The 23,662-nt window shown below is 70.9% G+C and carries 24 protein-coding genes and 1 riboswitch; of the genes, 13 read left to right on the top strand and 11 right to left on the bottom strand.

The annotated features are described in order from the left end of the window. Nucleotides 1-51: 51 nt before the first annotated feature. Nucleotides 52-618, bottom strand: a complete 567-nt coding sequence (locus ACWCRD_RS30095; protein ID WP_450968912.1) for an SAV_6107 family HEPN domain-containing protein — start codon at nt 616-618, stop codon at nt 52-54. A gap of 174 nt (nt 619-792) precedes the next feature. Between ACWCRD_RS30095 and ACWCRD_RS30100 the strand changes: the two genes are divergently transcribed. From ACWCRD_RS30100 to ACWCRD_RS30115, 4 genes are all read left to right on the top strand, one after another. Further along, nucleotides 793-1,578, top strand: a complete 786-nt coding sequence (locus ACWCRD_RS30100; RefSeq protein WP_450968913.1) for an ATP-binding cassette domain-containing protein — start codon at nt 793-795, stop codon at nt 1,576-1,578. After that, nucleotides 1,550-3,634, top strand: a complete 2,085-nt coding sequence (locus ACWCRD_RS30105) for a YhgE/Pip family protein (RefSeq protein WP_450968914.1) — start codon at nt 1,550-1,552, stop codon at nt 3,632-3,634. Before ACWCRD_RS30100 ends, ACWCRD_RS30105 begins: the two co-directional genes overlap by 29 nt. Before the next feature lie 47 nt (nt 3,635-3,681). Beyond that, the gene (locus ACWCRD_RS30110; RefSeq protein ID WP_450968915.1) at nt 3,682-4,320 is read left to right on the top strand and encodes a TetR/AcrR family transcriptional regulator; all 639 of its coding nucleotides are present in this window, start codon (nt 3,682-3,684) and stop codon (nt 4,318-4,320) included. Between the two features lie 468 nt (nt 4,321-4,788). Then, entirely contained in the window at nt 4,789-6,297 is a 1,509-nt protein-coding gene (locus ACWCRD_RS30115) for a phytoene desaturase family protein (protein WP_450968916.1), read from the top strand. A 61-nt stretch (nt 6,298-6,358) separates the two neighbouring features. Here ACWCRD_RS30115 and ACWCRD_RS30120 read toward each other — a convergent pair whose 3' ends face one another. The 6 genes from ACWCRD_RS30120 to ACWCRD_RS30145 form a co-directional block, all read right to left on the bottom strand. Beyond that, nucleotides 6,359-7,333, bottom strand: coding sequence for an SCO2102 family sporulation regulator (locus ACWCRD_RS30120; RefSeq protein ID WP_450968917.1), 975 nt, complete (start codon nt 7,331-7,333; stop codon nt 6,359-6,361). Nucleotides 7,334-7,389: 56 nt separating this feature from the next. Continuing rightward, nucleotides 7,390-8,313 carry a methylenetetrahydrofolate reductase [NAD(P)H] gene (metF, locus tag ACWCRD_RS30125; protein ID WP_450968918.1) on the bottom strand — a complete coding sequence of 308 codons (924 nt, stop codon included), beginning with the start codon at nt 8,311-8,313 and terminating at the stop codon, nt 7,390-7,392. Nucleotides 8,314-8,553: 240 nt separating this feature from the next. Further along, a complete protein-coding gene (gene thiE, locus ACWCRD_RS30130) occupies nt 8,554-9,210 on the bottom strand; it encodes a thiamine phosphate synthase (protein ID WP_450968919.1) in 657 nt (218 codons plus the stop codon). Between the two features lie 178 nt (nt 9,211-9,388). Next, a complete protein-coding gene (locus tag ACWCRD_RS30135; protein ID WP_115908649.1) occupies nt 9,389-9,760 on the bottom strand; it encodes an Rv2175c family DNA-binding protein in 372 nt (123 codons plus the stop codon). 91 nt (nt 9,761-9,851) lie between these two features. Further along, nucleotides 9,852-11,093 carry an NAD(P)/FAD-dependent oxidoreductase gene (locus ACWCRD_RS30140; protein ID WP_450968920.1) on the bottom strand — a complete coding sequence of 414 codons (1,242 nt, stop codon included), beginning with the start codon at nt 11,091-11,093 and terminating at the stop codon, nt 9,852-9,854. Nucleotides 11,094-11,125: 32 nt separating this feature from the next. Then, nucleotides 11,126-11,476, bottom strand: coding sequence for a hypothetical protein (locus ACWCRD_RS30145; protein WP_450968921.1), 351 nt, complete (start codon nt 11,474-11,476; stop codon nt 11,126-11,128). Nucleotides 11,477-11,529: 53 nt separating this feature from the next. Next, nucleotides 11,530-11,641, top strand: a riboswitch (TPP riboswitch). Between ACWCRD_RS30145 and thiO the strand changes: the two genes are divergently transcribed. The 6 genes from thiO (at nt 11,639) to ACWCRD_RS30175 (ending at nt 17,322) form a co-directional block, all read left to right on the top strand. Next, nucleotides 11,639-12,793: a glycine oxidase ThiO gene (gene thiO, locus ACWCRD_RS30150; protein WP_450968922.1), complete on the top strand. Its 1,155-nt coding sequence runs from the start codon at nt 11,639-11,641 to the stop codon at nt 12,791-12,793. (Overlaps the previous riboswitch by 3 nt.) Next, a complete protein-coding gene (gene thiS / locus ACWCRD_RS30155; protein ID WP_450968923.1) occupies nt 12,790-12,990 on the top strand; it encodes a sulfur carrier protein ThiS in 201 nt (66 codons plus the stop codon). Before thiO ends, thiS begins: the two co-directional genes overlap by 4 nt. 3 nt (nt 12,991-12,993) lie before the next feature. Further along, the gene (locus ACWCRD_RS30160; RefSeq protein ID WP_365838123.1) at nt 12,994-13,788 is read left to right on the top strand and encodes a thiazole synthase; all 795 of its coding nucleotides are present in this window, start codon (nt 12,994-12,996) and stop codon (nt 13,786-13,788) included. A gap of 118 nt (nt 13,789-13,906) precedes the next feature. Continuing rightward, nucleotides 13,907-15,832, top strand: coding sequence for a Stk1 family PASTA domain-containing Ser/Thr kinase (gene pknB, locus ACWCRD_RS30165; RefSeq protein ID WP_450968924.1), 1,926 nt, complete (start codon nt 13,907-13,909; stop codon nt 15,830-15,832). A gap of 34 nt (nt 15,833-15,866) precedes the next feature. Next, nucleotides 15,867-16,736, top strand: coding sequence for a deoxyribonuclease IV (locus ACWCRD_RS30170; RefSeq protein ID WP_450968925.1), 870 nt, complete (start codon nt 15,867-15,869; stop codon nt 16,734-16,736). 76 nt (nt 16,737-16,812) lie between these two features. After that, on the top strand, nt 16,813-17,322 hold the full coding sequence (locus ACWCRD_RS30175; protein WP_450968926.1) for a DUF4396 domain-containing protein: 510 nt from the start codon (nt 16,813-16,815) through the stop codon (nt 17,320-17,322). A gap of 16 nt (nt 17,323-17,338) precedes the next feature. Here ACWCRD_RS30175 and ACWCRD_RS30180 read toward each other — a convergent pair whose 3' ends face one another. Further along, nucleotides 17,339-17,986: a sulfite oxidase-like oxidoreductase gene (locus ACWCRD_RS30180; RefSeq protein ID WP_450968927.1), complete on the bottom strand. Its 648-nt coding sequence runs from the start codon at nt 17,984-17,986 to the stop codon at nt 17,339-17,341. A 174-nt stretch (nt 17,987-18,160) separates the two neighbouring features. On the opposite strand from ACWCRD_RS30180, the gene bfr reads away from it, so the two are divergent. Beyond that, nucleotides 18,161-18,640, top strand: a complete 480-nt coding sequence (gene bfr / locus ACWCRD_RS30185; protein WP_389069517.1) for a bacterioferritin — start codon at nt 18,161-18,163, stop codon at nt 18,638-18,640. Here the strand turns inward: bfr and ACWCRD_RS30190 are convergent. Both ACWCRD_RS30190 and ACWCRD_RS30195 read right to left on the bottom strand, forming a co-directional pair. Next, entirely contained in the window at nt 18,637-18,870 is a 234-nt protein-coding gene (locus tag ACWCRD_RS30190) for a (2Fe-2S)-binding protein (RefSeq protein ID WP_450968928.1), read from the bottom strand. The two genes, bfr and ACWCRD_RS30190, sit on opposite strands and share 4 nt — an antisense overlap. 137 nt (nt 18,871-19,007) lie before the next feature. Beyond that, nucleotides 19,008-20,360 (bottom strand): class II 3-deoxy-7-phosphoheptulonate synthase, encoded by a 1,353-nt coding sequence (locus ACWCRD_RS30195; protein WP_450968929.1) that lies wholly within the window; start codon nt 20,358-20,360, stop codon nt 19,008-19,010. A 105-nt stretch (nt 20,361-20,465) separates the two neighbouring features. On the opposite strand from ACWCRD_RS30195, the gene ACWCRD_RS30200 reads away from it, so the two are divergent. Both ACWCRD_RS30200 and ACWCRD_RS30205 read left to right on the top strand, forming a co-directional pair. Then, complete coding sequence (locus ACWCRD_RS30200; RefSeq protein WP_078912442.1) at nt 20,466-20,522, top strand: trp operon leader peptide; 57 nt, start codon at nt 20,466-20,468, stop codon at nt 20,520-20,522. A 96-nt stretch (nt 20,523-20,618) separates the two neighbouring features. After that, nucleotides 20,619-22,484 (top strand): anthranilate synthase family protein, encoded by a 1,866-nt coding sequence (locus tag ACWCRD_RS30205; protein ID WP_450968930.1) that lies wholly within the window; start codon nt 20,619-20,621, stop codon nt 22,482-22,484. A 17-nt stretch (nt 22,485-22,501) separates the two neighbouring features. On the opposite strand, the gene ACWCRD_RS30210 is transcribed toward ACWCRD_RS30205, so the two are convergent. Further along, a complete protein-coding gene (locus ACWCRD_RS30210) occupies nt 22,502-23,530 on the bottom strand; it encodes a 6-phosphofructokinase (RefSeq protein WP_398951297.1) in 1,029 nt (342 codons plus the stop codon). Between the last annotated feature and the right edge of the window lie 132 nt (nt 23,531-23,662).

Consider the following 23,662-nt stretch of genomic DNA (forward strand, 5'->3'; position numbering starts at 1 on the left):
ACCGCGCGGGCCTGCCCCGCCGATCGTCTCGTACGGCGGACTCGCACTCGCTCAGCCCGTGTCCGGGAAGCCCCGGTCGCCGTCCACGTCGGCCTGCGGATGGTCGGCGTCCTGGCGTGGCTGCGGCAGGACCGGCTGGAGGACGAGCATCCGCTCGACGAGGCGCAGGAACATCGCCACGTCGCGTATCAGGTCGTCGGCGTCCCGGCGGCTGGCCGCGCCCTGGATGCCCGCCTCGGCCCGGGCGCGGCGCCGGGCCCCGGAGGCGAACAGGGCGCTCCACTCGGTCAGTTCGGGCGCGATCTCGGGGAGCACTTCCCAGGCGCTCCTGATGCGGGCACGGCGTCGGGAGGTGGGCTCGGGGCGGCCTCGCGCGGCGAGTACGGCGGCGGCCGTACGCAGGGCGGCGAGGTGGGCGGTGGCATAGCGCTCGTTGGACGTTTCGAGGACGGCTGCCTCGTCCAGTCCGGCGCGGGCCTGGGCGAGCAGGTCGAGGGCGGCGGGCGGGGCCGTGGTCCGGCGGAGCACCGGGTGGACGTCGCTCGCCGGTCCGGTCAGTGAGGGGGCAGGGCCGGTGGCGCGGCGCCGGCGGGCGGCTGCTGCGTGATAGCTGGCCATGACGAACCTCCTGTCGTCTGCGTGACGGCATGCCCTGATACGGGACGCCGTATGTGCCCATCGTGCGGTATGCCACTGACAATCCGTTCTGACCTGCGCTTTTGCTTCGATCGAAGGTTCGGAGTAGTTTTTGCACTGACCAGTCAGTTCAAATACAGGGGATGGGGGGGAACCGTGCCCGGAATCGGTGTCACGGCCCGCGGCCTCGGAGTCAGGGGCCCTCGCGGCTGGGCGTTCCGCGACGTCACGTTCGACGCGGAGCCCGGCTCGCTGATCGCGATCGAGGGACCGTCGGGGTCCGGCCGTACCTGCCTTCTGCTCGCGCTCACGGGACGGATGAAGCCCACCGCGGGAGCGGCCGAGGCGGGCGAGTGGAAGCTGCCCAAGCAGATGGCGGCCGTGCGCCGGGTCAGCGGGCTCGCGCATGTCGCCGGTGTCACCGACCTCGAACCGGCACTGACCGTGGGTGAGCATCTGCTCGAACGGGCGCTGCTGCAGCGACGGTTCGGCGACTCGCTGCGCGCGCTGCTGCGGCCGCGCAAGGAGCGCACGGCCGAGGCCAGGCTGCGCATCGACACCGCGCTGGCCGCCGCCGGGCTGGACCGGGAGGCCCTGCCCAAGGGCTCCCGGACGGCCGTACGCGATCTGGAGCGGCTGGAGGCGCTGCGGCTGTCGATCGCGCTCGCCCTGCTCGGCCGGCCCCGGCTGCTCGGCGTCGACGACACCGACCTGAAGCTCTCGGACGCCGAACGGGCCGAACTCTGGACGCTGTTGAGGTCGATCGCCACGGCCGGGACGACCGTCGTGGCCGTGTGCAGCGAGGCCCCGCAGGACACCGTCGTCGTCACCACCACGGAGAAGGCCACGCCGGAGAAGGCCACGCCGGAGAAGGCCACGCCGGAGAAGGCCACCACGGAGAAGGAGAAGGCCGATGCGCTCGCCGAAACTGGCCGCTCTTGAGCTCAGGCGGTTCCGCCGGGGCAGGCTGCCGCGTGCCGCCCTGGTGGCGCTGCTGGTGCTGCCGCTGCTGTACGGCGCCCTGTACCTGTGGTCGTTCTGGGACCCGTACGGCCGTCTGGACCGTATCCCCGTGGCGCTCGTCAACGACGACAAGGGGGCGACGGCCGACGGGAAGAAGATCGCTGCGGGCGAGGCCATCACCGAGGGGCTGCGCGACAGCGACACCTTCGACTGGCACGAGGTGAGTGCCGCGGACGCACGCGCGGGCGTGGAGGACGGCACGTACTACCTGTCGCTGACCATGCCGGCCGACTTCAGCAAGCGGATCGCGTCCAGCGCGGGCGCCTCCCCGCAGACGGGCGCACTCCAGGTGCGTACGAACGACGCCAACAACTACATCGTCGGGCAGATCTCCCGGACGGTGTTCAGCGAGGTGCGCCAGGCCGCGTCCGCGAAGGCCTCGCGGTCCTTCCTGGACAAGATCTTCATCTCGTTCTCCGACATCCACGGCGCGACGGTGAAGGCCGCGAACGGCGCCGACCAGTTGAGCGGCGGCATCGGGAAGGCGGAGAAGGGCTCCAAGGATCTCGCCGACGGCCTGACGGACGCCAAGGACGGCAGCGGCAGGCTGTCCACGGGCCTGACGAAGCTCGCCTCGGGCGCGGGCGACCTGGCGGACGGCTCTAAGCAGGTCGCGGCGGGCACGCAGACGCTCGCCGACAAGGTCAACGGGGTCGACAAGAAGGTGGGCCCGTTCCTCAAGGGCAACGAGAAGACCATCGGGGACACCGCCCGGCTCGTCGCCGACTCCTCGAAGGCGATCCGCGACAACCTGGACACCCTGGTGAAGACGGCCCCGGCCGCCGCCAAGGGCGCCCACGCGGCCTCCGACGCGCTGAACGACGTCTACCGGGCGCGCTGCCAGGACGCCGTACTGCCGGATCCGGCCTGCTCCGACCTGAAGAAGGCGAAGGACGCGGCCGCCGACGTGGCGACGATCGCCGACGACCTGAACACGCTGATCGCCGACCAGCACGGCGACCTGAAGAAGCTCGACGGCAACCTGGCCACCCTCCAGACGCAGGCCCAGGCGCTCGCCGACCGGGCACCGCACCTGTCCGAGGACCTCTCCGACGCCGTCGCCAAGATCAACAAGCTGAACGAGGGCGCCGCGAAGGTCGCCGCCGGCGCGCAGAAGCTGCACCAGGGGCTCGGCACGGCGAAGAGCGGCGCGGGAGACCTCGACGAGGGTGTCGGGCAGCTGAAGACCGGCGCCGAGGATCTCAACGGCGGCATGTTCAAGCTGGTCGACGGCTCCGGAAAGCTCGCAGGCGGGCTGCACGACGGCGCCGGGAAGATCCCCGACTACGACAAGAAGGATCGCAACCAGCGCACCGAGGTGATGTCCGACCCCGTCAAGCTCGTCTCCAAGGACCTGCACAAGGCGCCCAACTACGGCACCGGGTTCGCCCCGTACTTCATCCCGCTGTCCCTGTGGGTGGGCGCGATGGTGGCGTACATGCTGATCCCGCCGATGAACCGGCGCGCGCTCGCCACGGGCGCCCCCGCGTGGCGCATCGCGCTGGCCGGCTGGCTCCCGGTGGTGGCGATCGGCGTCCTGCAGACGGTGTCCCTGATGGCGGTCCTGCACTGGGCGATCGGCCTGCAGATGGCCAGGGCGGCCGGAACGGTCGGCTTCCTGTTCCTGGTGACGGCGTGCTTCGGCGCGATCGTGCAGTGGCTGAACGCCCGCTTCGGAGCGGCGGGCCGGATCCTCGTCCTCGCCCTGCTGATGCTCCAGTTGACCTCCGCGGGCGGCACGTATCCGGTGCAGACCAGCCCCGGCTTCTTCAACACGATCCACCCCTTCCTGCCGATGAGCTACGTCGTGGAGGCCCTCAGGAGGCTCATCACGGGCGGCGGCCTCGGACCCGTGTGGCACGCGTGCGTGGTGCTCACCGCGTTCACCGCGGGGGCGCTCGCGCTGACCGCCGTGTCGGCCCGCCGCCGGCAGGTGTGGACCCTGGACCGGCTGCACCCGGAGCTGAGCCTGTGAGCGCGGAGGTGGCATCCCGGGGCACGGCTCCTGTGACAATCAGGCCCATGGAAAGCAGCAGCGCCACGTCGGGCGGCAGCGCCCGCCGCGAGGCCACCCGGCAGAAGCTCTACGAGGCCGCCGTCACGCTCATCGCCGAGCAGGGTTTCTCCGCCACCACGGTGGACGAGATCGCCGAGCGGGCCGGGGTCGCGAAGGGCACGGTCTACTACAACTTCGCGAGCAAGTCGGTCCTCTTCGAGGAACTGCTGCGGCACGGGGTCGGCCTCCTCACCGCCTCCCTCCGGGAGGCGGCCGAGCGCACGGCCAGGGACGGCGGCACCAAGGTGGACGCCCTGGACGCGATGATCCGGGCCGGACTCGTCTTCATCGAACGCTATCCGGCCTTCACGCAGCTGTACGTGGCCGAGCTGTGGCGCACCAACCGCGCCTGGCAGTCGACCCTGATGGTGGTCAGGCAGCAGGCCGTCGCGGTCGTCGAGGACGTCCTGCGCGCGGGCGTGGCGGGCGGCGAGTTCAGCGACGAGATCGATGTGCCGCTGACCGCGTCGGCGCTGGTCGGCATGGTCCTGGTGGCCGCCCTCGACTGGCAGTCCTTCCAGCCGGAGCGCTCCCTGGACGACGTCCATGCGGCGCTGTCGCGGCTGCTCCAGGGGCGCGTCAGCGGCCGCCGCAGCGTCAGCTGATCGCATACGAAAGCGCCGGTCCGTTGTGGCCGCGTCCCCCGCGGGCCACCTCGAACCGGCGCTTTCTCGTGCTCCCCCGTTGTGCTCCCCCCGGTTTTCCCGGGTTGGGCCCCCGTTTCGGTCGTTCCCCCGGGTTCCCCCGTGCCTCGCTCCCGCCGACCTCGGCCGGCGGAAGGAGCGGATCCGGGGCGGCTCCGTTCCGGCGCCCCGTGTCGCCGGTGCCGGAGCCGTGCCCCTTTCCGTGTCCCCACTCTCTCGTTCGCGCAGGTCGGACCCCATCCGCGCGCGTACTCATCTCACTCACTAGGTACGGATACTCAGACCTGCGCACTCATGCGCAGAACGCTCCGTTGCCGACTGGTCAGGTTCGCCTCCGCTCTCGTACTCCCCTCGGGCCGGGGTGCTGGGGCTTTGCCGGGCGGGCCGCCCGTGCCGTGACTGTCAGTGGCGGTCGATAAAGTCGCAGGCATGGGACGGATCGTGGTGATCGGCGCCGGGATGGGTGCGATGGCGGCTGCCGCCCGGCTGGCCGTCGCGGGTCAGCGGGTGGTGGTGTACGAGCGTGCGGAGACGTACGGCGGAGGGGTGCGGCGCTTCGAGCGGGACGGGTTCGGCTTCGACACCGGTCCCGGGCTGCTGACCCTGCCCGCCGTCTGGCGCGATCTGTTCATCAAGACCGGCAGGGAGCCGCTGGAGGAGTGCGTCGAGCTGGTCCAGGTCGATCCGTCCTCGCGGCACCTCTTCGCGGACGGCACCACGGTCGTGCTGCCGAACGCCTCGCGCGCGGGAGTGGTCGCCGCTCTGGACGAGGCGCTCGGGGCGGGCGCGGGTGGCCGCTGGGGCGACTTCCTGGTGCGGGCCCGGGAGGCCTGGGACCGCACCCGCCGGCCGCTGCTGGAGGAGCCCCTGTGGCCCAACTGGCCGGTGCTGGCAGGCCGCGAGCCGTACCCGGCGGTCCCGCACAAGCGGCTGCTTCGCACCCGCCGCGCCACCACCCTCGCCGAGGTCGGCGCCTGGGAGCTGCGCGACCCGCGCCTCGCGGCGCTGCTGCACGGCTACGCCCTCGCACACGGCGTCGACCCCGGCACCGCTCCGGCGAGCGCGGCCGTGCTGCCGTACATGGAGCATGCCTTCGGGACTTGGTATGTCCGCGGCGGCATACGGGAGTTGGCGCGGGCGGTGTACGAGCGGTGCCTGGCGCGGAAGGTCGAGTTCGTCTTCGGCGCGGAGGTCACCGGGGTCCTGGAGAAGGACGGCCACGCGGCGGGCGTGGAGCTGTCCGACGGGACCGTGGCGGAGGCGGACGCCGTCGTGGGCACCGGCCCCTCGCGGCTGGGCGGCCTCGTGCCGGGCCGGAAGCTCTACGGGGCCCAGGACGTCGAGCCCGGCGCGGAAGGGCTGCACCCGGGCAGGGTGGTGGTGTGCCTCGGGCTGCGCGGCGCGCGGGAGCCGGATGCCGTGCACCGTACGGTCGTTCACTCACCGGATGCGGCGGCCGAGCTGTCCTTGTTCGGGCCCGGGACGGCGCCCGAGCGGCCCACGGTACGGATCGACCGCCCGGACGACCCGGCCCTGCGTCCCACCGAGGAGCACGAGGCGGTGGTGCTGACGGCCACCGTGCCGTCCGGGACGGGGTACGACTGGTCCGCGCCCGGGGCCGCCGACGCCTTCGCGGACCGGATGGTCGCCGCCGCCGAGCGTGCGGTACCGAAGCTGCGTGAGCGGACACTGTGGCGCGAGGTCCGCACACCCGTGCACACCGAGCGGGAGACGGGGGCCGAGGGCGGTGCCGTCCCGCCGCCGTCGCTGGCGTCCGCAGGGGGCACCCTGCACCCGTCCAACAGCACGGCGGTACCGGGCCTGTTCACCGTCGGAGGGTGGTCGCACCCCGGCGGGGGGCTGCCGCACGCCGGTATGTCGGGGGCGCTGGTGGCGGGTCTGATCGTGGAGGGGCCGGAGTTCCGGGGCTCTCAGTGAGCGCCCCGGCCTGAGGGGTCCTCAGAGGCGGTACCGGGCCACCAGAAACGGTACTGCGCGTTCAGAAGCGGTACTGCTCGTCGTATCCGTTCCCCTGAGCGTGGCCCTGCCCCTGCCCCTGCCCCTGGCCGTTGTCCTGGTAGGGGTAGGCCTGCTCCTGCGGGAGCTCGCCGCCGTAGGCCTCGTCGGTGCGCTGCTGCGGGACCCACACCCCGCCGGACGGGGTCTGGCCGTCGTAGCTGCCGGTGGCGTACTGGTCCTGGCCGTAGCCCTGCTGGCCGTACTGACCGTAGGCGTCGTAGCCGCCGCCGTAGGTCTGGGTGCCGATGTACGGGTCGGAGTAGGCGGCGTACTGCTGCTGGCCGGTGGTGTCGTAGCCGTACTGCTGCTGGTTGTAGCCGGAGTAGTCGTACCCGTAGGACTGGTCGGCGCCCTGGGGGGCCGTCGCGTACTGGTCCTGGGCCTGCCCCGCGTTCGCGTAGGACGCGTCGGCGGCGGCGTACGCGGAGTCGCTGTATATGCCGTAGGAGCCGGTGTCCTCGGGCAGGGGCTGCGGCTCGTAGACCGCGGTGGTCTCGGCGGGGGCGGGCTGGGAGGAGCGGGCGGGCGTGAAGACGTCGTCGCGGTCGTAGTCGTCCTCATTGCCGTAGGACACGCTGTCGCGCTGGTAGACGTCCTGCTCGTCCTGGCCGTCGTCGCCCGGCTCGAGGTCGGAGACCTCCAGGGTCGGGTCCTGGTGGTCGGGTTCGCTGCGGTCGCGCTTGCCGACGCCCGGGATTCCGGTCCGGCTGACCGCCCAGCCCGACGCGAAGCCGCGGCGGAACGACAGCGTGACGTAGGTCTGGCCGACCGCGAACGCGGCAGCGCCGAGACCGATGACGATCACCGAGGGGATCAGCACCCCGAGCACGACGCCGAGGAACCCGGCGAAGGCGAGCAGCCGCCAGCGCAGCCGCGCCTTGTACTGCAGCAGCACCTCGCCCAGCAGCCACAGCGCGACGATGCCGAACGCGATGTAGAGGACCGTCCAGCCCATGTACGCCCCTCTCCGAGTCGCCGCTACGCAGTGTGTCGTATACCCGTGCGGCCGGTCTAGGCCTGCGGGGGGTGGTGCAGGCCCAGGTTTTCGTAGATCTCCAGCGTCGCCGTGGAGTTGTTGAGCGTGATGAAGTGCAGTCCGGGCACTCCCTCGGCCAGCAGCCGCGCGCAGAACTCCGTGGCGAATTCGATACCAATGGAGCGTACAGCGGTCGGATCGTCTTTTGCTGTGAGGATCCGCTCTTTCAGGGCGGGGGGGATGTGGGCGTTGCTGAGTTGCGGCAGCCGCTGCAGCATCTTCACGTTGGTCACCGGCATCACCTCGGGGATGACAGGGGTGTCGCAGCCGGCCGCGGCAACCCGGTCACGCAGCCGCAGATAGGACTCCGGCTGCCAGAACATCTGTGTGATGGCGTAGTCGGCGCCGGCCCGGCACTTGTCGACGAAGTGGGCGACGTCCGTGTCCCAGTCCTCGGAGCGCGGGTGCATCTCCGGGAAGGCCGCGACGCCGACGCAGAAGTCCCCCGACTCCTTGATGAGCCGGACGAGCTCCGCGGCATAGGTCAGTCCGGCCGGGTGCGGCACCCATTCGCCCATGGGGTCGCCGGGCGGGTCGCCACGCACGGCGAGCATGTTGCGGATCCCGGCGTCGGCGTACTGGCCGATGATGTTGCGCAGCTCGGCGATGGAGTGGTTGACCGCGGTGAGGTGGGCGACCGGGGTGAGCGTGGTGTCGGCGGCGATCTGCTCGGTCGCCTTCACCGTGCCCGCGCGGGTGGAGCCGCCCGCCCCGTACGTCACGGAGACGAAGCTGGGGGCCACGGCCTCGATCCTGCGGAGCGCGTTCCAGAGGTTGCGTTCGCCCTTCTCCGTCTTCGGAGCCCAGAACTCGAACGAGAACGTCGTCTTGCCGGTCGCGAGCATGTCACGCACTGTGCGCGCGTGGTCAGTCCTGGTGGATGCGGTTCCGAGGGCCATACCCGCAGGTTAGTCAGGGGGCGGCGACTCCCCCAACCGGATGGGGGACATTTGCCGGATTTGTCTATTTGTTGTCCACCTATCGGACAACCCGGCGGACATTCTTCGGACAAGCCGTCAGACATTCCGTCCGACAAGCTGCCACACATTCCGTACGACAACCTGCCGGATTTCCATCGGACTATCCTTCCGACGCCCATCGGACAATCTGCTGGACGCCGGACTCCGATCGGGCCTGCGTCACGCGCTCCGCAGCCGCTTCGCGAACTCCTGCGCCGCCGCGCCCGGATCGTCGGCCTCCGTGATCGCACGGACGACCACGACACGGCGGGCGCCGGCCTCGAGCACCTGGTCGAGGTTGCCCAGGTCGATGCCGCCGATGGCGAACCAGGGGCGCTCGGTGCCCAGGGAGGCGGTACAGCGGACCAGGTCGAGGCCGGGGGCGTGGCGGCCGGGCTTGGTGGGGGTCGGCCAGCAGGGGCCGGTGCAGAAGTAGTCGACGCCCTCCTGGACGGCGGCAGCGGCGGCCTCGGACTCGGCATGGGTGGAGCGGCCGATGAGGACGTCCGAGCCGAGGATCGCGCGGGCCGCGGGGACCGGGAGGTCGCCCTGGCCGAGGTGGAGCACGTCGGCGCCGGCGGCGTGCGCCACATCCGCGCGGTCGTTGACGGCGAGCAGCCTGCCGTGGCGGGCGCAGGCGTCGGCGAAGACCTTCAGGTGCTCCAGCTCCTCGGCGGCCTCCATGCCCTTGTCGCGCAACTGCACGATGTCGACCCCGCCCGCCAGGACGGCGTCCAGGAACTCCGGCAGGTCGCCCTGGCGCCTGCGGGCGTCCGTGCAGAGGTAGACACGGGCCTCGGCGAGCTCGGCGCGTGCGGCGGTGGCGGTGTCGGGCATACGAGGGTCCCCCGTGGGTGTCGTTCCTGGTCGGCGGCGTACGGGCGGCGGCCGGCCGTGGCCGCCGGTTGCTGCGGCCCGCATCGGTGTCTGCGGGCCGCAGTGAACCACGGCCGCGGCCCTGTCTGGGCGGACCTCGGCCCGTACGCCGGACGGTGTTCGGTTCAGCCTCTTCGGATCAGACGGCGAGCGCCTGGGCCCGGCGCTTCACCTCCGTACCGCGATTCTCGCTCAGCGCCTGTGCGGGGGTGCCGGGCAGGCTGTCGTCGGGGGTGAAGAGCCACTCGATCATCTCTTCGTCGGTGAAGCCGTCGTCCCTCAGGAGCGTCAGGGTGCCGGTCAGGCCCTTGACGACCTTCTGCTCGGCCGCGTCGATGAAGGCGGCGGGCACGTGCAGCGCGCGGTTCTCACCTCGGCGTACGGCGATGAGCTGGCCCTCCTTGACCAGCTGCCGCACACGCGTCACCTCGACATCGAGCATCTCTGCGATGTCGGGGAGGGTGAGCCAGGCGGGGACGAGAGCATCGATCTTTGCGTCAATCTCGGTCACGGACTCAAGCCTGCCATCCCGCACCGACAGTCGGAAGCCAGAAGCGTCCGACCTGGGGTTTCACCGCCCGTCGTGGCCGCCGTTCTGCGTACTACGCCGTGGCCGTCTTCATGGGCCGCGCCGGGTCCGCCAGCAGCTCGGGGTCCATCGGGGTGCCCGCCTCGATCAGCCGCCTGCCCTGCGCGAGATCCCTCGGCCTGCCGACCGCCAGCAGGGCGACCAGGCGGCCCTCCCGCAGCCAGCAGACGGACCAGGCGGGGCCCGAGGGGTCGCCGCGCCACAGGGTCGTGTCGGCGGCGCCGTGATGGCCGGCGTACTGGACGAAGCGGCCGAACTGCTCCGACCAGAAGTACGGGACCGGGTCGTAGACCGCGGGGGGCTCGCCGGTGGCCTCGCCGATGATGTTCGCGGCCACCGTGCGCGGGCCCTGGAGGGCGTTGTCCCAGTGGTGGACCAGCAGGCGCTCGCCGTACCGCCCCGAGGGGAAGGAGGCGCAGTCGCCGACGGCGTAGACGTCCGGTGCCGAGGTGCGCAGCCGGGCGTCGGCGACGACCTCGCGGTGCGCGCCGAGCTCGATGCCGGCGCCGGTCAGCCAGGCCGTGGCGGGGCGCGCGCCGATGCCGACCACGACGGCGCCGGCGGGCAGCCGGGAGCCGTCGTCGAGGACGACCGCGCCGGGCTCGATGTGCGCCACGCGCGCGTGCGTGCGCAGTTCGGCCCCCGCTTCGGCGTACCAGGCGGCCATCGGTGCGGCGACCTCGGCGGGCAGCGCCCCGGCGAGGGGCCGGTCGGCGGCCTCGACGACGGTCACCGCGCAGCCGGCCTCGCGCGCGGCCGTCGCGAACTCCGCGCCGATCCAGCCCGCGCCGACCACCACGATGTCGTGCTGCCTGGCCAGTACGGGCCGCAGCCGCTCGGCGTCGTCCAGGGTGCGCAGCAGATGCACCCCGGGCACGCCCTCGGTGCCCGGCAGCGTGATCGGTTCGGCGCCGGCCGCAAGGACCAGGACGTCGTAGGGCACGGGCCCGGTCTCGGTGTCCAGCTCGTGCTCGCCGGGGCGCACGCCGAGCACCTCGCACCCCAGCCGCAGTTCGATGCCGAGTGCCTCGAAGTCGACGTCGAAGGCGGAGCCCTCGGACTTGCCGAGCAGGACGGCCTTGGACAGCGGCGGCCGGTCGTAGGGCTGATGGGGCTCGGCGCCGATCACCGTCACAGTGCCGGTGAAGCCCTGTTCGCGCAGGGCCACCGCCGTCTGGACACCGGCCATGCCCGCGCCGACGACGACCACGCGCCGCCCCGGTGACGTGCTCACTTCCCGCGTCTGCTCGCTCACCTGATCACCATAGACAACTGACTATTCGTCAGTCAGGAGTCGTGCTCAGTGACCTGCTCCACAACACTGGTCCCGCTGCCCGACTGCGACTCCCACTGCCAGGTCTCCTCCAGCCGCACCCGCCCGTCCGGCAGCTCCACGACAGCCGAGACGCAGTGCCCCGAGGACGTCGTCCCGTCGTTCTTCAGCTGGACGTAGCGGAAGTCCAGCCGGTCACCCGACCGAGTACCCACCAGATGCCCGCGCACGACGTCGCCGCCCGCGTACTCGGCCCAGATCTCGCCGCCCTGCTCGTGGTACGTGAACCGGGTCCGGGTACCCACCTGACCTGGGGCCTGGTCGGCGACGGGGGCGAGGACGAGGCCGTCCAGCGAGCGGGGCATGACGGAAGGCTCCCTTACAGAGGCGCGGCGGGTCGGGCTAGGGTGGCCAACGTACAAGCACTCGCGGGAGCCCGGACGCACCGGGCTGAGAGGGAGGCTGGCGGCCTCCGACCGTACGAACCTGATCCGGGTCATGCCGGCGAAGGGAGGGGCTGGACGCCCATGTCGTCACGTACGTCTGACGTCCTCGTCATCGGGGGCGGAATCATCGGCCTGGTCACGGCCTGGCGGGCCGCGCAGCGCGGCTTCGCCACGGCCGTCGTGGACCCCGAACCGGGCGGCGGGGCCGCCCAGGTGGCCGCCGGGATGCTGGCCGCGGTCACGGAACTGCACTACGGCGAGCAGACCCTGCTCGGCCTCAACCTGGAGTCCGCCCGCCGCTACCCGGACTTCACGGCCGAGCTCACCGACCTCACCGGCCAGGACCTCGGCTACCGCCGGTGCGGCACGCTCGCCGTCGCCCTGGACGCCGACGACCGCGCCCATCTGCGCGACCTGCACGCCCTGCAGCGGGAGTCGGGCCTGGAGTCGGAGTGGCTGTCGGGGCGCGAGTGCCGGCGCCTGGAGCCGATGCTCGCGCCGGGCGTGCGCGGCGGCCTGCGGGTGGACGGCGACCACCAGATCGACCCGCGGCGGCTGGCACGCGCGCTGGTGGCCGCGTGCGAGCACGCGGGCGTGGTCTTCCACCGCGCCTGGGCCGAGCGTTTCCATGTCGTACGGGACCGGGCCACCGGCGTCACCACGGCTGACGGCGCCGAGCTGGGCGCGGGCCAGGTGGTCCTGGCCGCCGGCAGCCTCAGCGGACGGCTGCCGGGCGTCCCGGACGAGGTGCTGCCGCCCGTACGCCCCGTGAAGGGGCAGGTGCTGCGGCTGACCGTGCCGAGGCGGTACGCGCCGTTCCTGAGCCGCACGGTGCGCGCGGTCGTCCGCGGCAGCCATGTCTACCTGGTGCCGCGCGAGAGCGGTGAGCTGGTCGTCGGTGCGACCAGCGAGGAGCTGGGCTGGGACACGACGGTCACCGCGGGCGGGGTGTACGAGCTGCTGCGCGACGCGCACGAGCTGGTCCCCGGGATCACCGAGCTGCCGCTGACGGAGACGCGGGCCGGACTGCGCCCCGGTTCTCCGGACAACGCGCCCTTGCTCGGCCCGACCGAACTGCCCGGACTGCTGCTGGCCACCGGCCACTACCGCAACGGCGTGCTGCTCACCCCGGTCACCGGCGACGTCATGGCGCATGCCCTGGCCACGGGTGAACTCCCGGATGAGGCACGCCCGTTCACCCCCAAGCGTTTCGCGCTCCTGGAGCAGCCCGCATGAACATCTCCGTCAACGGAGAGCCCAGGGAGTTCGCTTCCGGCACGGCTCTCGACACCGTCGTACGCGCGCTGACCCCGGCACCCTCCGGAGTGGCCGCCGCCCTGAACGAAACCGTCGTCCCGCGCGCGCAGTGGCCGTCGACGTCCCTGCGCGACGGGGACCGCGTCGAGGTCCTCACCGCCGTCCAAGGAGGCTGACCCATGGCCGACGACCCCTTCGTCATCGGCGGTACGTCCTTCACGTCCCGCCTGATCATGGGCACCGGCGGTGCCCCCAGTCTCGACGTCCTCGAGCGGGCGCTGGTGGCGTCCGGCACGGAGCTGACGACGGTCGCGATGCGGCGCGTGGACCCCTCGGTGCACGGCTCGGTGCTGTCCGTCCTGGAGAAGCTCGGCATCCGGGTGCTGCCGAACACGGCGGGCTGCTTCACCGCCGGGGAGGCCGTGCTGACCGCCCGTCTCGCGCGCGAGGCCCTCGGCACCGAACTGATCAAACTTGAGGTGATCGCCGACGAGCGCACCCTGCTGCCGGACCCGATCGAGCTGCTGGACGCGGCGGAGACTCTGGTCGACGACGGTTTCACCGTGCTGCCGTACACCAACGACGACCCGGTCCTCGCCCGCAGGCTGGAGGACGTGGGCTGCGCGGCGATCATGCCGCTCGGCTCCCCCATCGGCTCCGGGCTCGGCATCCGCAACCCGCACAACTTCCAGCTGATCACCGAGCACGCGCGCGTGCCGGTCATCCTGGACGCGGGCGCCGGTACCGCCTCGGACGCGGCGCTCGCGATGGAGCTGGGGTGTGCGGGTGTGATGCTTGCCTCAGCGGTGACGCGGGCGCAGGAGCCGCAGCTGATGGCCGAGGCCATGAAGCACGCGGTGGAGGCGGGCAGGCTCGCGTACCGGGCGGGTCGCATCCCGCGCCGCCATTTCGCGGAGGCGTCCTCGCCGCACGAGGGGCGCGCGCACCTCGATCCCGAACGCCCCGCGTTCTGAACTCGCGTTCGACAAGATCCGGAAGTCGGTGCGACGTCCGTCACAGGTCGGCTGCAGTCCCGCTGCGATCTCACCCGAACCGGCAGCCCTGTCAGTCACGGCTCGTACACTCACCTGCGTGGATACGACCCTTCAGGACCCTCTGGTCGGGCAGGTGCTCGACGGGCGCTATCGCGTGGACGCGCGGATCGCGGTCGGCGGGATGGCCACGGTCTACCGGGCCCTGGACACCCGCCTCGACCGCGTGCTCGCGCTCAAGGTGATGCACCCGACCCTCGCGGCCGACGGCACCTTCGTCGACCGGTTCATCCGCGAGGCGAAGTCGGTCGCAAGGCTCGCGCACCCGAACGTGGTGCAGGTCTTCGACCAGGGCACCGACGGGTCGTACGTCTACCTCGCCATGGAGTACGTCGCCGGATGCACCCTGCGTGACGTGCTGCGCGAGCGCGGGGCGCTGCAGCCGCGCGCCGCCCTGGACATCCTGGAGCCGGTGCTCGCCGCGCTCGGCGCCGCGCACCGCGCCGGGTTCGTGCACCGCGACATGAAGCCGGAGAACGTGCTGATAGGGGACGACGGCCGGGTCAAGGTCGCCGACTTCGGCCTGGTGCGCTCCGTGGACACGGTCACCAACACCACCGGCACCGTCCTGGGCACCGTCTCCTACCTGGCTCCCGAGCAGATAGAACACGGCACGGCCGACCCCCGGGTCGACGTGTACGCGTGCGGTGTCGTCCTGTACGAGATGCTGACCGGCGACCGGCCGCACGGCGGGGACTCCCCGGCGACGGTCCTCTACAAGCACATCCACGAGGACGTCCCGCCGCCCTCGGCCGCCGTGCCGGGGCTGGCGTACCGGCTGGACGAGCTGGTCGCGTCGGCGACCGCCCGCACCCCCGGCCTGCGCCCGCAGGACGCGGTGGCGCTGCTCGCGCAGGCCCGCGAGGTGCGCGCCGCGCTCAGCGCGGACCAGCTGGACGCGCTGCCGCCGGGGGCCTTCGCGGCGGACCACCGGAGCATCTCCGAGGACCGTACGAGCGTGATCCCGCGCGCGCTGACGGTGCCGCGCCCGCTGCCGGTGAACGAGGACGAGCACCGGCTCCACCGCACCAGCCGCCTGGAGACACCCCCGCCGCTGCCGCCGCGGCGCCGTGGCGCGCGCTCCCGGCGCGGTCCGCTCACGGTCCTCGTCGCCGTGCTGCTGATACTCGGTGTCGGCACGGGCGTGTGGTACATCAACTCCGGCCAGTTCACCAAGGTCCCGCCGGTGCTGGCGAAGACCCAGACGCAGGCCACCCGGCAGCTGCAGAAGGCCGGCCTCGACCTCGGCGCGGTCAAGCACGCGTACAGCGACACGGTGCAGCGGGGCACGGTCATCAGCTCGGACCCCGCGCCCGGCACCCGCATCCGTGAGAACAGGTCGGTGGCGCTCACCATCTCCGACGGCCCGGAGACCGTGCAGGTGCCCGACGTGTCGGCACGGCCGCTGGGCGAGGCGAGGACCCGGCTGAAGAAGAGCGGGCTCGAGCCGGGCATGGTCACCCGGCAGTTCAGCGAGGACGTGCCCAAGGGCTCGGTGATCTCCACGACCCCCGAGGCGGGCACCAGGCGGCACGCGGGTTCGGCTATCGCCCTGGTCGTCAGCAAGGGCAGCCCGGTGGACGTCCCGGACGTCACGGGTGAGGACCTTCAGGACGCGAAGGCCGACCTGGAGAGCGCGGGCCTGACGGTGAAGGTCGCCTCGGCACAGATCAACTCCGAGTACGACAAGGGCCAGGTCGCGGCGCAGACGCCCGCGGGCGACAGCCAGGCCGCCGACGGTGACACGGTGACGTTGACGCTGTCGAAGGGCCCGGAGATGGTCAAGGTCCCGGACGTCACCGGCGACAGCGTGGACGACGCGCACAAGGCCCTGGAGGGCGCCGGCTTCAAGGTCGAGGAGGACCGGGGTCTGCTCGGCCTGTTCGGCGACACCGTCAAGAACCAGTCCGTGAAGGGCGGGGACACGGCACCCAAGGGGTCGACGATCACCATCAAGATCCGGTGACGGAGCAGGTCGCAGCGCATGACACCCTGAACGGGTGAAGAGTCAGCAGTCCCGCAACCCCGTCGGCGGCCATGTCCCCGTCGCCGGTGGCCTCCACTCCGTCGGTCTGTCCTACGCCCACGACCTCAAGGCCGAGACCGTGCAGGTCTTCGTCGCCAACCCGCGCGGCTGGGCCACGCCCGCCGGCAGTCCGCGGCAGGACGAGGAGTTCCGCGAGGTGTGCGCGGCCGAGTCGATCCCGGCGTACGTCCACGCCCCGTACCTGATCAACTTCGGCTCGCACACCGAGGCGACCGTGGAGAGGTCGGTGGAGTCGCTGCGGCACTCGCTGCGGCGCGGGCGGGAGATCGGGGCGCTCGGCGTGGTCGTGCACACGGGCAGCGCGACGGGCGGCCGGGACCGGTCCGTGGCCCTGAAGCAGGTACGGCAGTACATGCTGCCGTTGCTGGACGAGCTCACCCATGACGACGATCCGTTCCTGCTGCTGGAGTCGACGGCCGGGCAGGGCGCCTCGCTCTGCTCGCGGACCTGGGACTTCGGGCCGTACTTCGAGGCGCTGGACGCCCATCCGAAGCTCGGGGTCTGCCTGGACACCTGCCACATCTTCGCGGCCGGCCATGACCTGACCGGCCCGAGCGGCATGCACCAGACCCTCGATCTGCTGGTGGACACGGTCGGCGAGGGCCGGCTGAAGCTGATCCACGCCAACGACTCCAAGGACGTGGTGGGCGCGCACAAGGACAGGCACGAGAACATCGGCGCGGGTCACATCGGCGAGGACCCGTTCCGGGCGCTGATGACCCACCCCGCCACCGAGGGCGTACCGCTGGTCATCGAGACGCCCGGCGGCAAGGAGGGGCATGCGGCCGATGTGGAGCGGCTGAAAAAACTGCGCGATTCCTGACCCGTTCCGGAATACCCCTGGGGGGTATACGGTTCCTGCTCGGTGCAGGAACCGTTACCTGACATTGGGGGCAGTCATGCAGCACGAGGCACACGCGCACGCGCACACGGACGCAGACGCACACGCGGGCGCGCACCATCACCCGGCGGCCGCCACCTGGACCATGGCCGCGCAGGCCACCCTCCACTGCCTCACCGGCTGCGCCATCGGCGAGGTGCTGGGCATGGTGATCGGCACGGCCTTCGGCTGGGGCAACGTGGCGACGACGGTGCTGGCGATCGTGCTCGCGTTCTTCTTCGGCTACTCGCTCACGCTGCGCGGGGTGCTGCGGGCCGGCGTCGACTTCCGTACCGCCTTCCGGGTGGCGCTGGCCGCGGACACCCTGTCCATCGCGGTGATGGAGCTGATCGACAACGGCGTGATCGTGCTGTGGCCGGACGCGATGGACGCGCAACTTGCGGACCTGCTGTTCTGGGGTTCGCTCGCGATCTCGCTGGCGCTCGCCTTCTTCGTGACGACGCCCGTCAACAAGTGGATGATCGGCCGCGGCAAGGGCCATGCGGTGGTGCACGAGTACCACCACTGACCAACGCAGACCGGGATCAGAGCTCGGGGCCCTCCCCGGGCTCCTCCTGGTAGGAGTAGCGCTGCTCCTTCCACGGGTCGCCGATGTTGTGGTAGCCGCGCTCCTCCCAGAAGCCCCGGCGGTCGGCGGTCATGTACTCCACGCCGCGCACCCACTTGGGGCCCTTCCAGGCATACAGATGGGGCACGACGAGACGCAGCGGGAAGCCGTGTTCCGCGGTCAGCAGTTCGCCGTCCTTGTGGGTGGCGAAGATGGTCCGCTCGGAGGCGAAATCCGCCAGGCGGAGGTTCGAACTGAACCCGTATTCGGCCCACACCATCACATGGGTGACCGTGGGTGCGGGCGGCGCGATCTCAAGGATCGTACGAGCCGGAATGCCGCCCCATTCCGCGCCGGGCATGCTGAACTTCGTGACGCAGTGCAGGTCGCCCACGACGGTGGTGTACGGCAGAGCCGTGAACTCCTCATGGGTCCAGCAGTGTTTCTCGCCGTCCGCGGTGGCACCGAAGACCCTGAACTCCCAGCGCTCCGGGCGGAACTTGGGAACGGGCCCGTAATGCGTGACCGGCCAGCCGCGCTGCAGACGCTGCCCCGGGGGAAGCTCGGACTGTGCTGCTCCTCCTGAATCGCGTTCTCCCGATTCACGCTCCACCGGCTGACCCATGACTCCATCCTGACAGACCTCGGACGGTGCACTTGACCGCCCCCACCAAAACGGGGCAATCAGTACTGAGCATGCACTTACTTACTAAGCGCAGACTTACTGGACGATCTTCGTCGCCGATGCAATCATGCGGCGCAGCCTGCCAGTTCCCCCCGCTTGGAAGGAGCCTTAGCGATGCAGGGCGACCCCGAGGTCATCGAATTCCTCAATGAGCAGCTCACCGGCGAGCTGACCGCGATCAACCAGTACTTTCTGCACGCGAAGATGCAGGAGAACTTCGGCTGGACGAAGCTCGCCAAGTACACGCGGCACGAGTCGTTCGACGAGATGAAGCACGCGGAGGTGCTCACCGACCGGATCCTCTTCCTGGAGGGGCTGCCGAACTACCAGCGCCTTTTCCACGTACGCGTGGGACAGACGGTCAAGGAGATGTTCGAGGCGGACCGGCAGATCGAGGTCGAGGCGATCGACCGCCTCAAGCGGGGCATCGAGGTGATGCGGAACAAGGGCGACATCACGTCCGCGAACATCTTCGAGTCGATCCTCGAGGACGAGGAGCATCACATCGACTATCTCGACACCCAGCTGGAACTGGTGGAGAAGCTCGGCGAGGCGCTCTACATCGCGCAGCTGATCGAGCAGCCGGAGAGCTAGGCCGCCTCGTCCAGTGCGGCCAGGACCGGCTTGCCCTGATCCGCGAACTCACGGCGGGGGCACTCGCCCCGGCCGAGCAGCGCCTGGATACGGCGTACACAAGAACCGCAGTCCGTGCCCGCCTTGCAGGCCGAGGCTATCTGGCGCGGGGTGCAGGCACCGTCCTCCGCGTGCTTCTTGACCTGCTGTTCCGTGATGCCGAAGCAACTGCAGACGAACACGCGGTTCACCTCCCGCCGGGATCGAAGTGGTGCCGTCCCGATTGATCGGTGAGGCTAACCTAACCTTACCCGGCGCTTGGATCCCGCAAAAGTGCAGAGGGGCGCGGATCGTATGTGATCCGCGCCCCATCGCCTCTGATCAGCGGTTACTGGTCCCGGTACATCTCCGCGACGAGGAACGCCAGGTCGAGGGACTGGCTGCGGTTCAGCCGCGGGTCACAGGCCGTCTCGTAGCGCTGGTGCAGATCGTCGACGAAGATCTCGTCGCCGCCGCCCACGCACTCGGTGACGTCGTCACCGGTGAGCTCGACGTGGATGCCGCCAGGGTGGGTGCCCAGGCCCTTGTGGACCTCGAAGAAGCCCTTGACCTCGTCCAGCACATCGTCGAAACGGCGGGTCTTGTGACCGGAGGCCGCCTCGAAGGTGTTGCCGTGCATCGGGTCGGTCACCCAGGCCACGGTCGCGCCGGAGGCGGTGACCTTCTCGACCAGCTCGGGAAGCCTGTCGCGGATCTTGTCCGCGCCCATGCGGACGATGAAGGTCAGCCGGCCCGGCTCTCGGTCCGGGTCGAGGCGGTCGATGTACTGCAGCGCCTCCTCGGCCGTGGTGGTCGGGCCGAGCTTGATGCCGATCGGGTTGCGGATCTTCGAGGCGAACTCGATGTGCGCGCCGTCCAGCTGCCGGGTGCGCTCACCGATCCACACCATGTGCCCGGAGACGTCGTACAGCTGCCCGGTGCGCGAGTCGACGCGGGTGAGCGCGGACTCGTAGTCGAGCAGCAGCGCCTCGTGCGAGGAGTAGAACTCGACCGTCTTGAACTCCTCCGGGTCGGTCCCGCAGGCCCGCATGAAGTTCAGCGCGTTGTCGATCTCCCGGGCCAGCTGCTCGTAGCGCTGGCCGGAAGGGGACGACTTCACGAAGTCCTGGTTCCAGGCGTGCACCTGACGCAGATCGGCGTAGCCGCCCGTGGTGAAGGCGCGCACCAGGTTCAGCGTGGACGCGGACGCGTGGTACATCCGCTTCAGCCGCTCCGGGTCCGGGATCCGGGCGGCCTCGGTGAAGTCGAAGCCGTTGACGGAGTCGCCGCGGTAGGTCGGCAGGGTCACGCCGTCGCGGGTCTCGGTCGGCTTGGAACGCGGCTTGGAGTACTGGCCGGCGATACGGCCGACCTTCACGACCGGCACCGAGGCGGCGTACGTCAGCACCGCGCCCATCTGCAGCAGCGTCTTGAGCTTGTTGCGGATGTGGTCGGCGGACACCGCGTCGAAGGCCTCGGCGCAGTCGCCGCCCTGGAGGAGGAACGCCTCTCCCTTGGCGACGGCCGCCATCCGGGCGCGCAGCTGGTCGCACTCGCCCGCGAAGACGAGCGGCGGATACGACTCGAGGTCCGCAACAACTGCGCGCAGAGCCTCGGTGTCGGGGTACTCGGGCTGCTGCGCCGCGGGCAGATCTCGCCAGGTGTTGCCAGCGCTCGCGCTGGTCTTAGCGTTCACGGTCACCCCGTAAACATTACGGGGTCGTGTCGACTGCTTTTCTCTCCGCTCGACTGGTGAGACGGACGGATCACCCTCCGGACGGCGCGGTGGTGCGGTAGGGTGCACCGCATGTTCGCGCTTTCGACCCAGAACTGGTGGTGGACCGCTCATCCGGCGGCCCACTGACTGCGCGTACGCAAGACTTCGCGAAGGCCGCCCGAGGGGCGGCCTTCGGCGTTTCCCGGGGTCCGTTCCTCTCCAGTAGAGAAGGAAAACGGACGCATGCACCTGACCGACCTGCTCGACGATCCCCGACCGTTCGCCCTGCTGCGCCGCCGCGCGCCGGGCCGCGACGAGAACACCATGGAGGTGCTGCTCGGCCCGGTCACCACCTACGACCGCCTGGCCGACCTCCCCGACGAGGGCCTCGCGCTCGTCCCCTTCCGCCAGATCCGTGAACGCGGCTTCGACGTCCGCGACGACGGGACACCGCTGGCCTTCCTCAGCCCCGAGGAGTCGTACGAGATCCCGCTCGCCGACGCCCTCGCGCAGCTCCCGGCGCACGAGGTGCGGGTGGCGGGCGGCGGCTTCGACGTCGAGGACGAGGAGTACGGCGAGATCGTCGGAAGGGTGCTGCGGGAGGAGATCGGGCGGGGCGAGGGCGCCAACTTCGTGATCCGGCGGACGTACGAGGGTGAGATCCCGGGGTTCTCCCGCACCGACGCGCTGGCGCTGTTCCGGCGTCTGCTGGAGGGCGAGCGGGGCGCGTACTGGACGTTCGTCGTGCACACAGGGGAGAGGACGCTGATCGGCGCGAGCCCCGAGGTGCATGTGCGGATGTCCGGCGGCACGGTCGTGATGAACCCGATCAGCGGGACGTACCGATATCCCGCCGAGGGCCCGACGCCCGAGCATCTGCTGGACTTCCTCGCCGACGGCAAGGAGATCGAGGAGCTGTCGATGGTCGTCGACGAGGAGCTCAAGATGATGTGCACCGTCGGCGACATGGGCGGGGTGGTCGTCGGCCCGCGGCTGAAGGAGATGGCCCATCTCGCGCACACCGAGTACGAGTTGCGCGGGAAGTCCTCGCTGGACGTGCGCGAGGTCCTGAAGGAGACCATGTTCGCGGCCACGGTCACCGGGTCGCCGGTGCAGAACGCCTGCCGGGTCATCGAGCGGCACGAGGTCGGCGGGCGCGGGTACTACGCGGGGGCGCTCGCGCTGCTCGGCCGGGACTCCGGCGGCGCCCAGACGCTCGACTCCCCCATCCTGATCCGTACGGCGGACATCTCCTCCGAAGGACATCTGCGCGTCCCGGTCGGCGCCACCCTGGTCCGCGGCTCGGACCCGGCGAGCGAGGTCGCCGAGACGCATGCGAAGGCGGCGGGCGTGCTGGCGGCCCTGGGCGCACGTCCGGCACGGCCGCGCGAGGGGCACGCACGCGTGCATCTCGCCGACGACCCACGCGTGCGTGCCGCGCTCGACGGACGCCGGGCCTCGCTCGCGCCGTTCTGGCTGCGGATGCAGGAAGCCCCTGAAAAGGGTGCCGAGCTCGCCGGCCATGCCCTGGTCGTCGACGGGGAGGACACCTTCACCGCGATGCTGGCGCACGTCCTGCGGTCGAGCGGCCTGGAGGTGACCGTCCGGCGCTACGACGAACCCGGGCTGCGGGAGGCGGTGCTCGCGCACGAGGGGCCGCTCGTCCTCGGGCCCGGTCCCGGTGACCCCTCCGACCTCGACGACCCCAAGATGCGGTTCCTGCGGGACCTCACCGCCGAGGTGGTCCGGGGGCACCGGCACGGCGTGCTCGGCGTCTGCCTCGGACATGAGCTGATCGCGGCCGAACTGGGACTGGAGATCGTACGGAAGGAAGTGCCGTACCAGGGGGCGCAGACGGCGATCGAGCTGTTCGGGCGGACGGAGACCGTCGGCTTCTACAACAGCTTCGTGGCGCGCTGCGACGAGGAGGAGGCGCGCGAGCTGGCCGCACACGCGGTGGAGGTGAGCCGGGCGGCGAACGGGGAGGTGCACGCACTGCGCGGTCCGCGGTTCGCGGGTGTCCAGTTCCACCCGGAGTCGGTGCTGACACTGAACGGAACGGCGATCGTGCGGGAGCTGATCGGCCAGCTGCACCGCACGACCGTGTAGCCGTCCGGGGACCGCCGTCAGCCGAAGAAGACCCCGACCTCCTCGTACAGCTTCGGGTCCACCGTCTTCAGTTTCGCCGTCGCCTCCGCGATCGGGACGCGGACGATGTCGGTGCCGCGCAGGGCGACCATCTTGCCGAAGTCGCCCTCGTGGACGGCTTCGATGGCGTGCAGTCCGAAGCGGGTGGCGAGCCAGCGGTCGAAGGCGCTCGGGGTGCCGCCGCGCTGGATGTGACCGAGGACGGTCGTACGGGCCTCCTTGCCGGTGCGCTTCTCGATCTCCTTGGCGAGCCATTCGCCGACCCCGGACAGGCGGACATGCCCGAAGGAATCCAGGGACTCGTCCTTGAGGACCACGTCGCCGTCCTTGGGCATGGCGCCCTCGGCGACGACCACGATGGGGGCGTACGAGGCCTTGAAGCGGGAGGTGATCCAGGCACAGACCTGTTCGAGGTCGAAGCGCTGCTCGGGGATGAGGATGACGTTGGCGCCGCCGGCGAGGCCGGAGTGCAGGGCGATCCAGCCGGCGTGCCGGCCCATCACCTCGCAGACCAGGACGCGCATGTGGGACTCGGCGGTGGTGTGCAGCCGGTCGATGGCCTCGGTGGCGATGCCGACCGCGGTGTCGAAGCCGAAGGTGTAGTCGGTGGCGGACAGGTCGTTGTCGATCGTCTTCGGTACGCCGACGACGGGGACGCCGTACTCGTCGGTGAGGCGCGCCGCCACGCCCAGGGTGTCCTCGCCGCCGATCGCGATGAGCGCCTCGACCTCCTGCTTGGCGAGGTTCTCCTTGATCCGGCGGATGCCGTTCTCCTGCTTGAGCGGATTGGTGCGCGAGGAGCCGAGGATGGTGCCGCCGCGGGGCAGGATGCCGCGCACCGCGGGGATGTCGAGGCGGACGGTGTCGCCCTCGAGGGGTCCGCGCCAGCCGTCCCGGTAGCCGACGAAGTCGTAGCCGTACTCCTGCACGCCCTTGCGGACGATGCCCCGGATGACGGCGTTGAGTCCGGGGCAGTCGCCGCCTCCGGTCAGTACTCCGACCCGCATGGAAATGTCCCTTCGCCGCAGTTGCCTGGTGACAGCCACGCTAATGGTGATCCAGGTCACAGAGGGATGGGCGGGAAGGGCAATTCCGGTGAACCGACGGGCGGTTGGTTTACCCGACGTCAAGCTTCCGTG

The organism is Streptomyces sp. NPDC002092 (genome assembly GCF_053593775.1).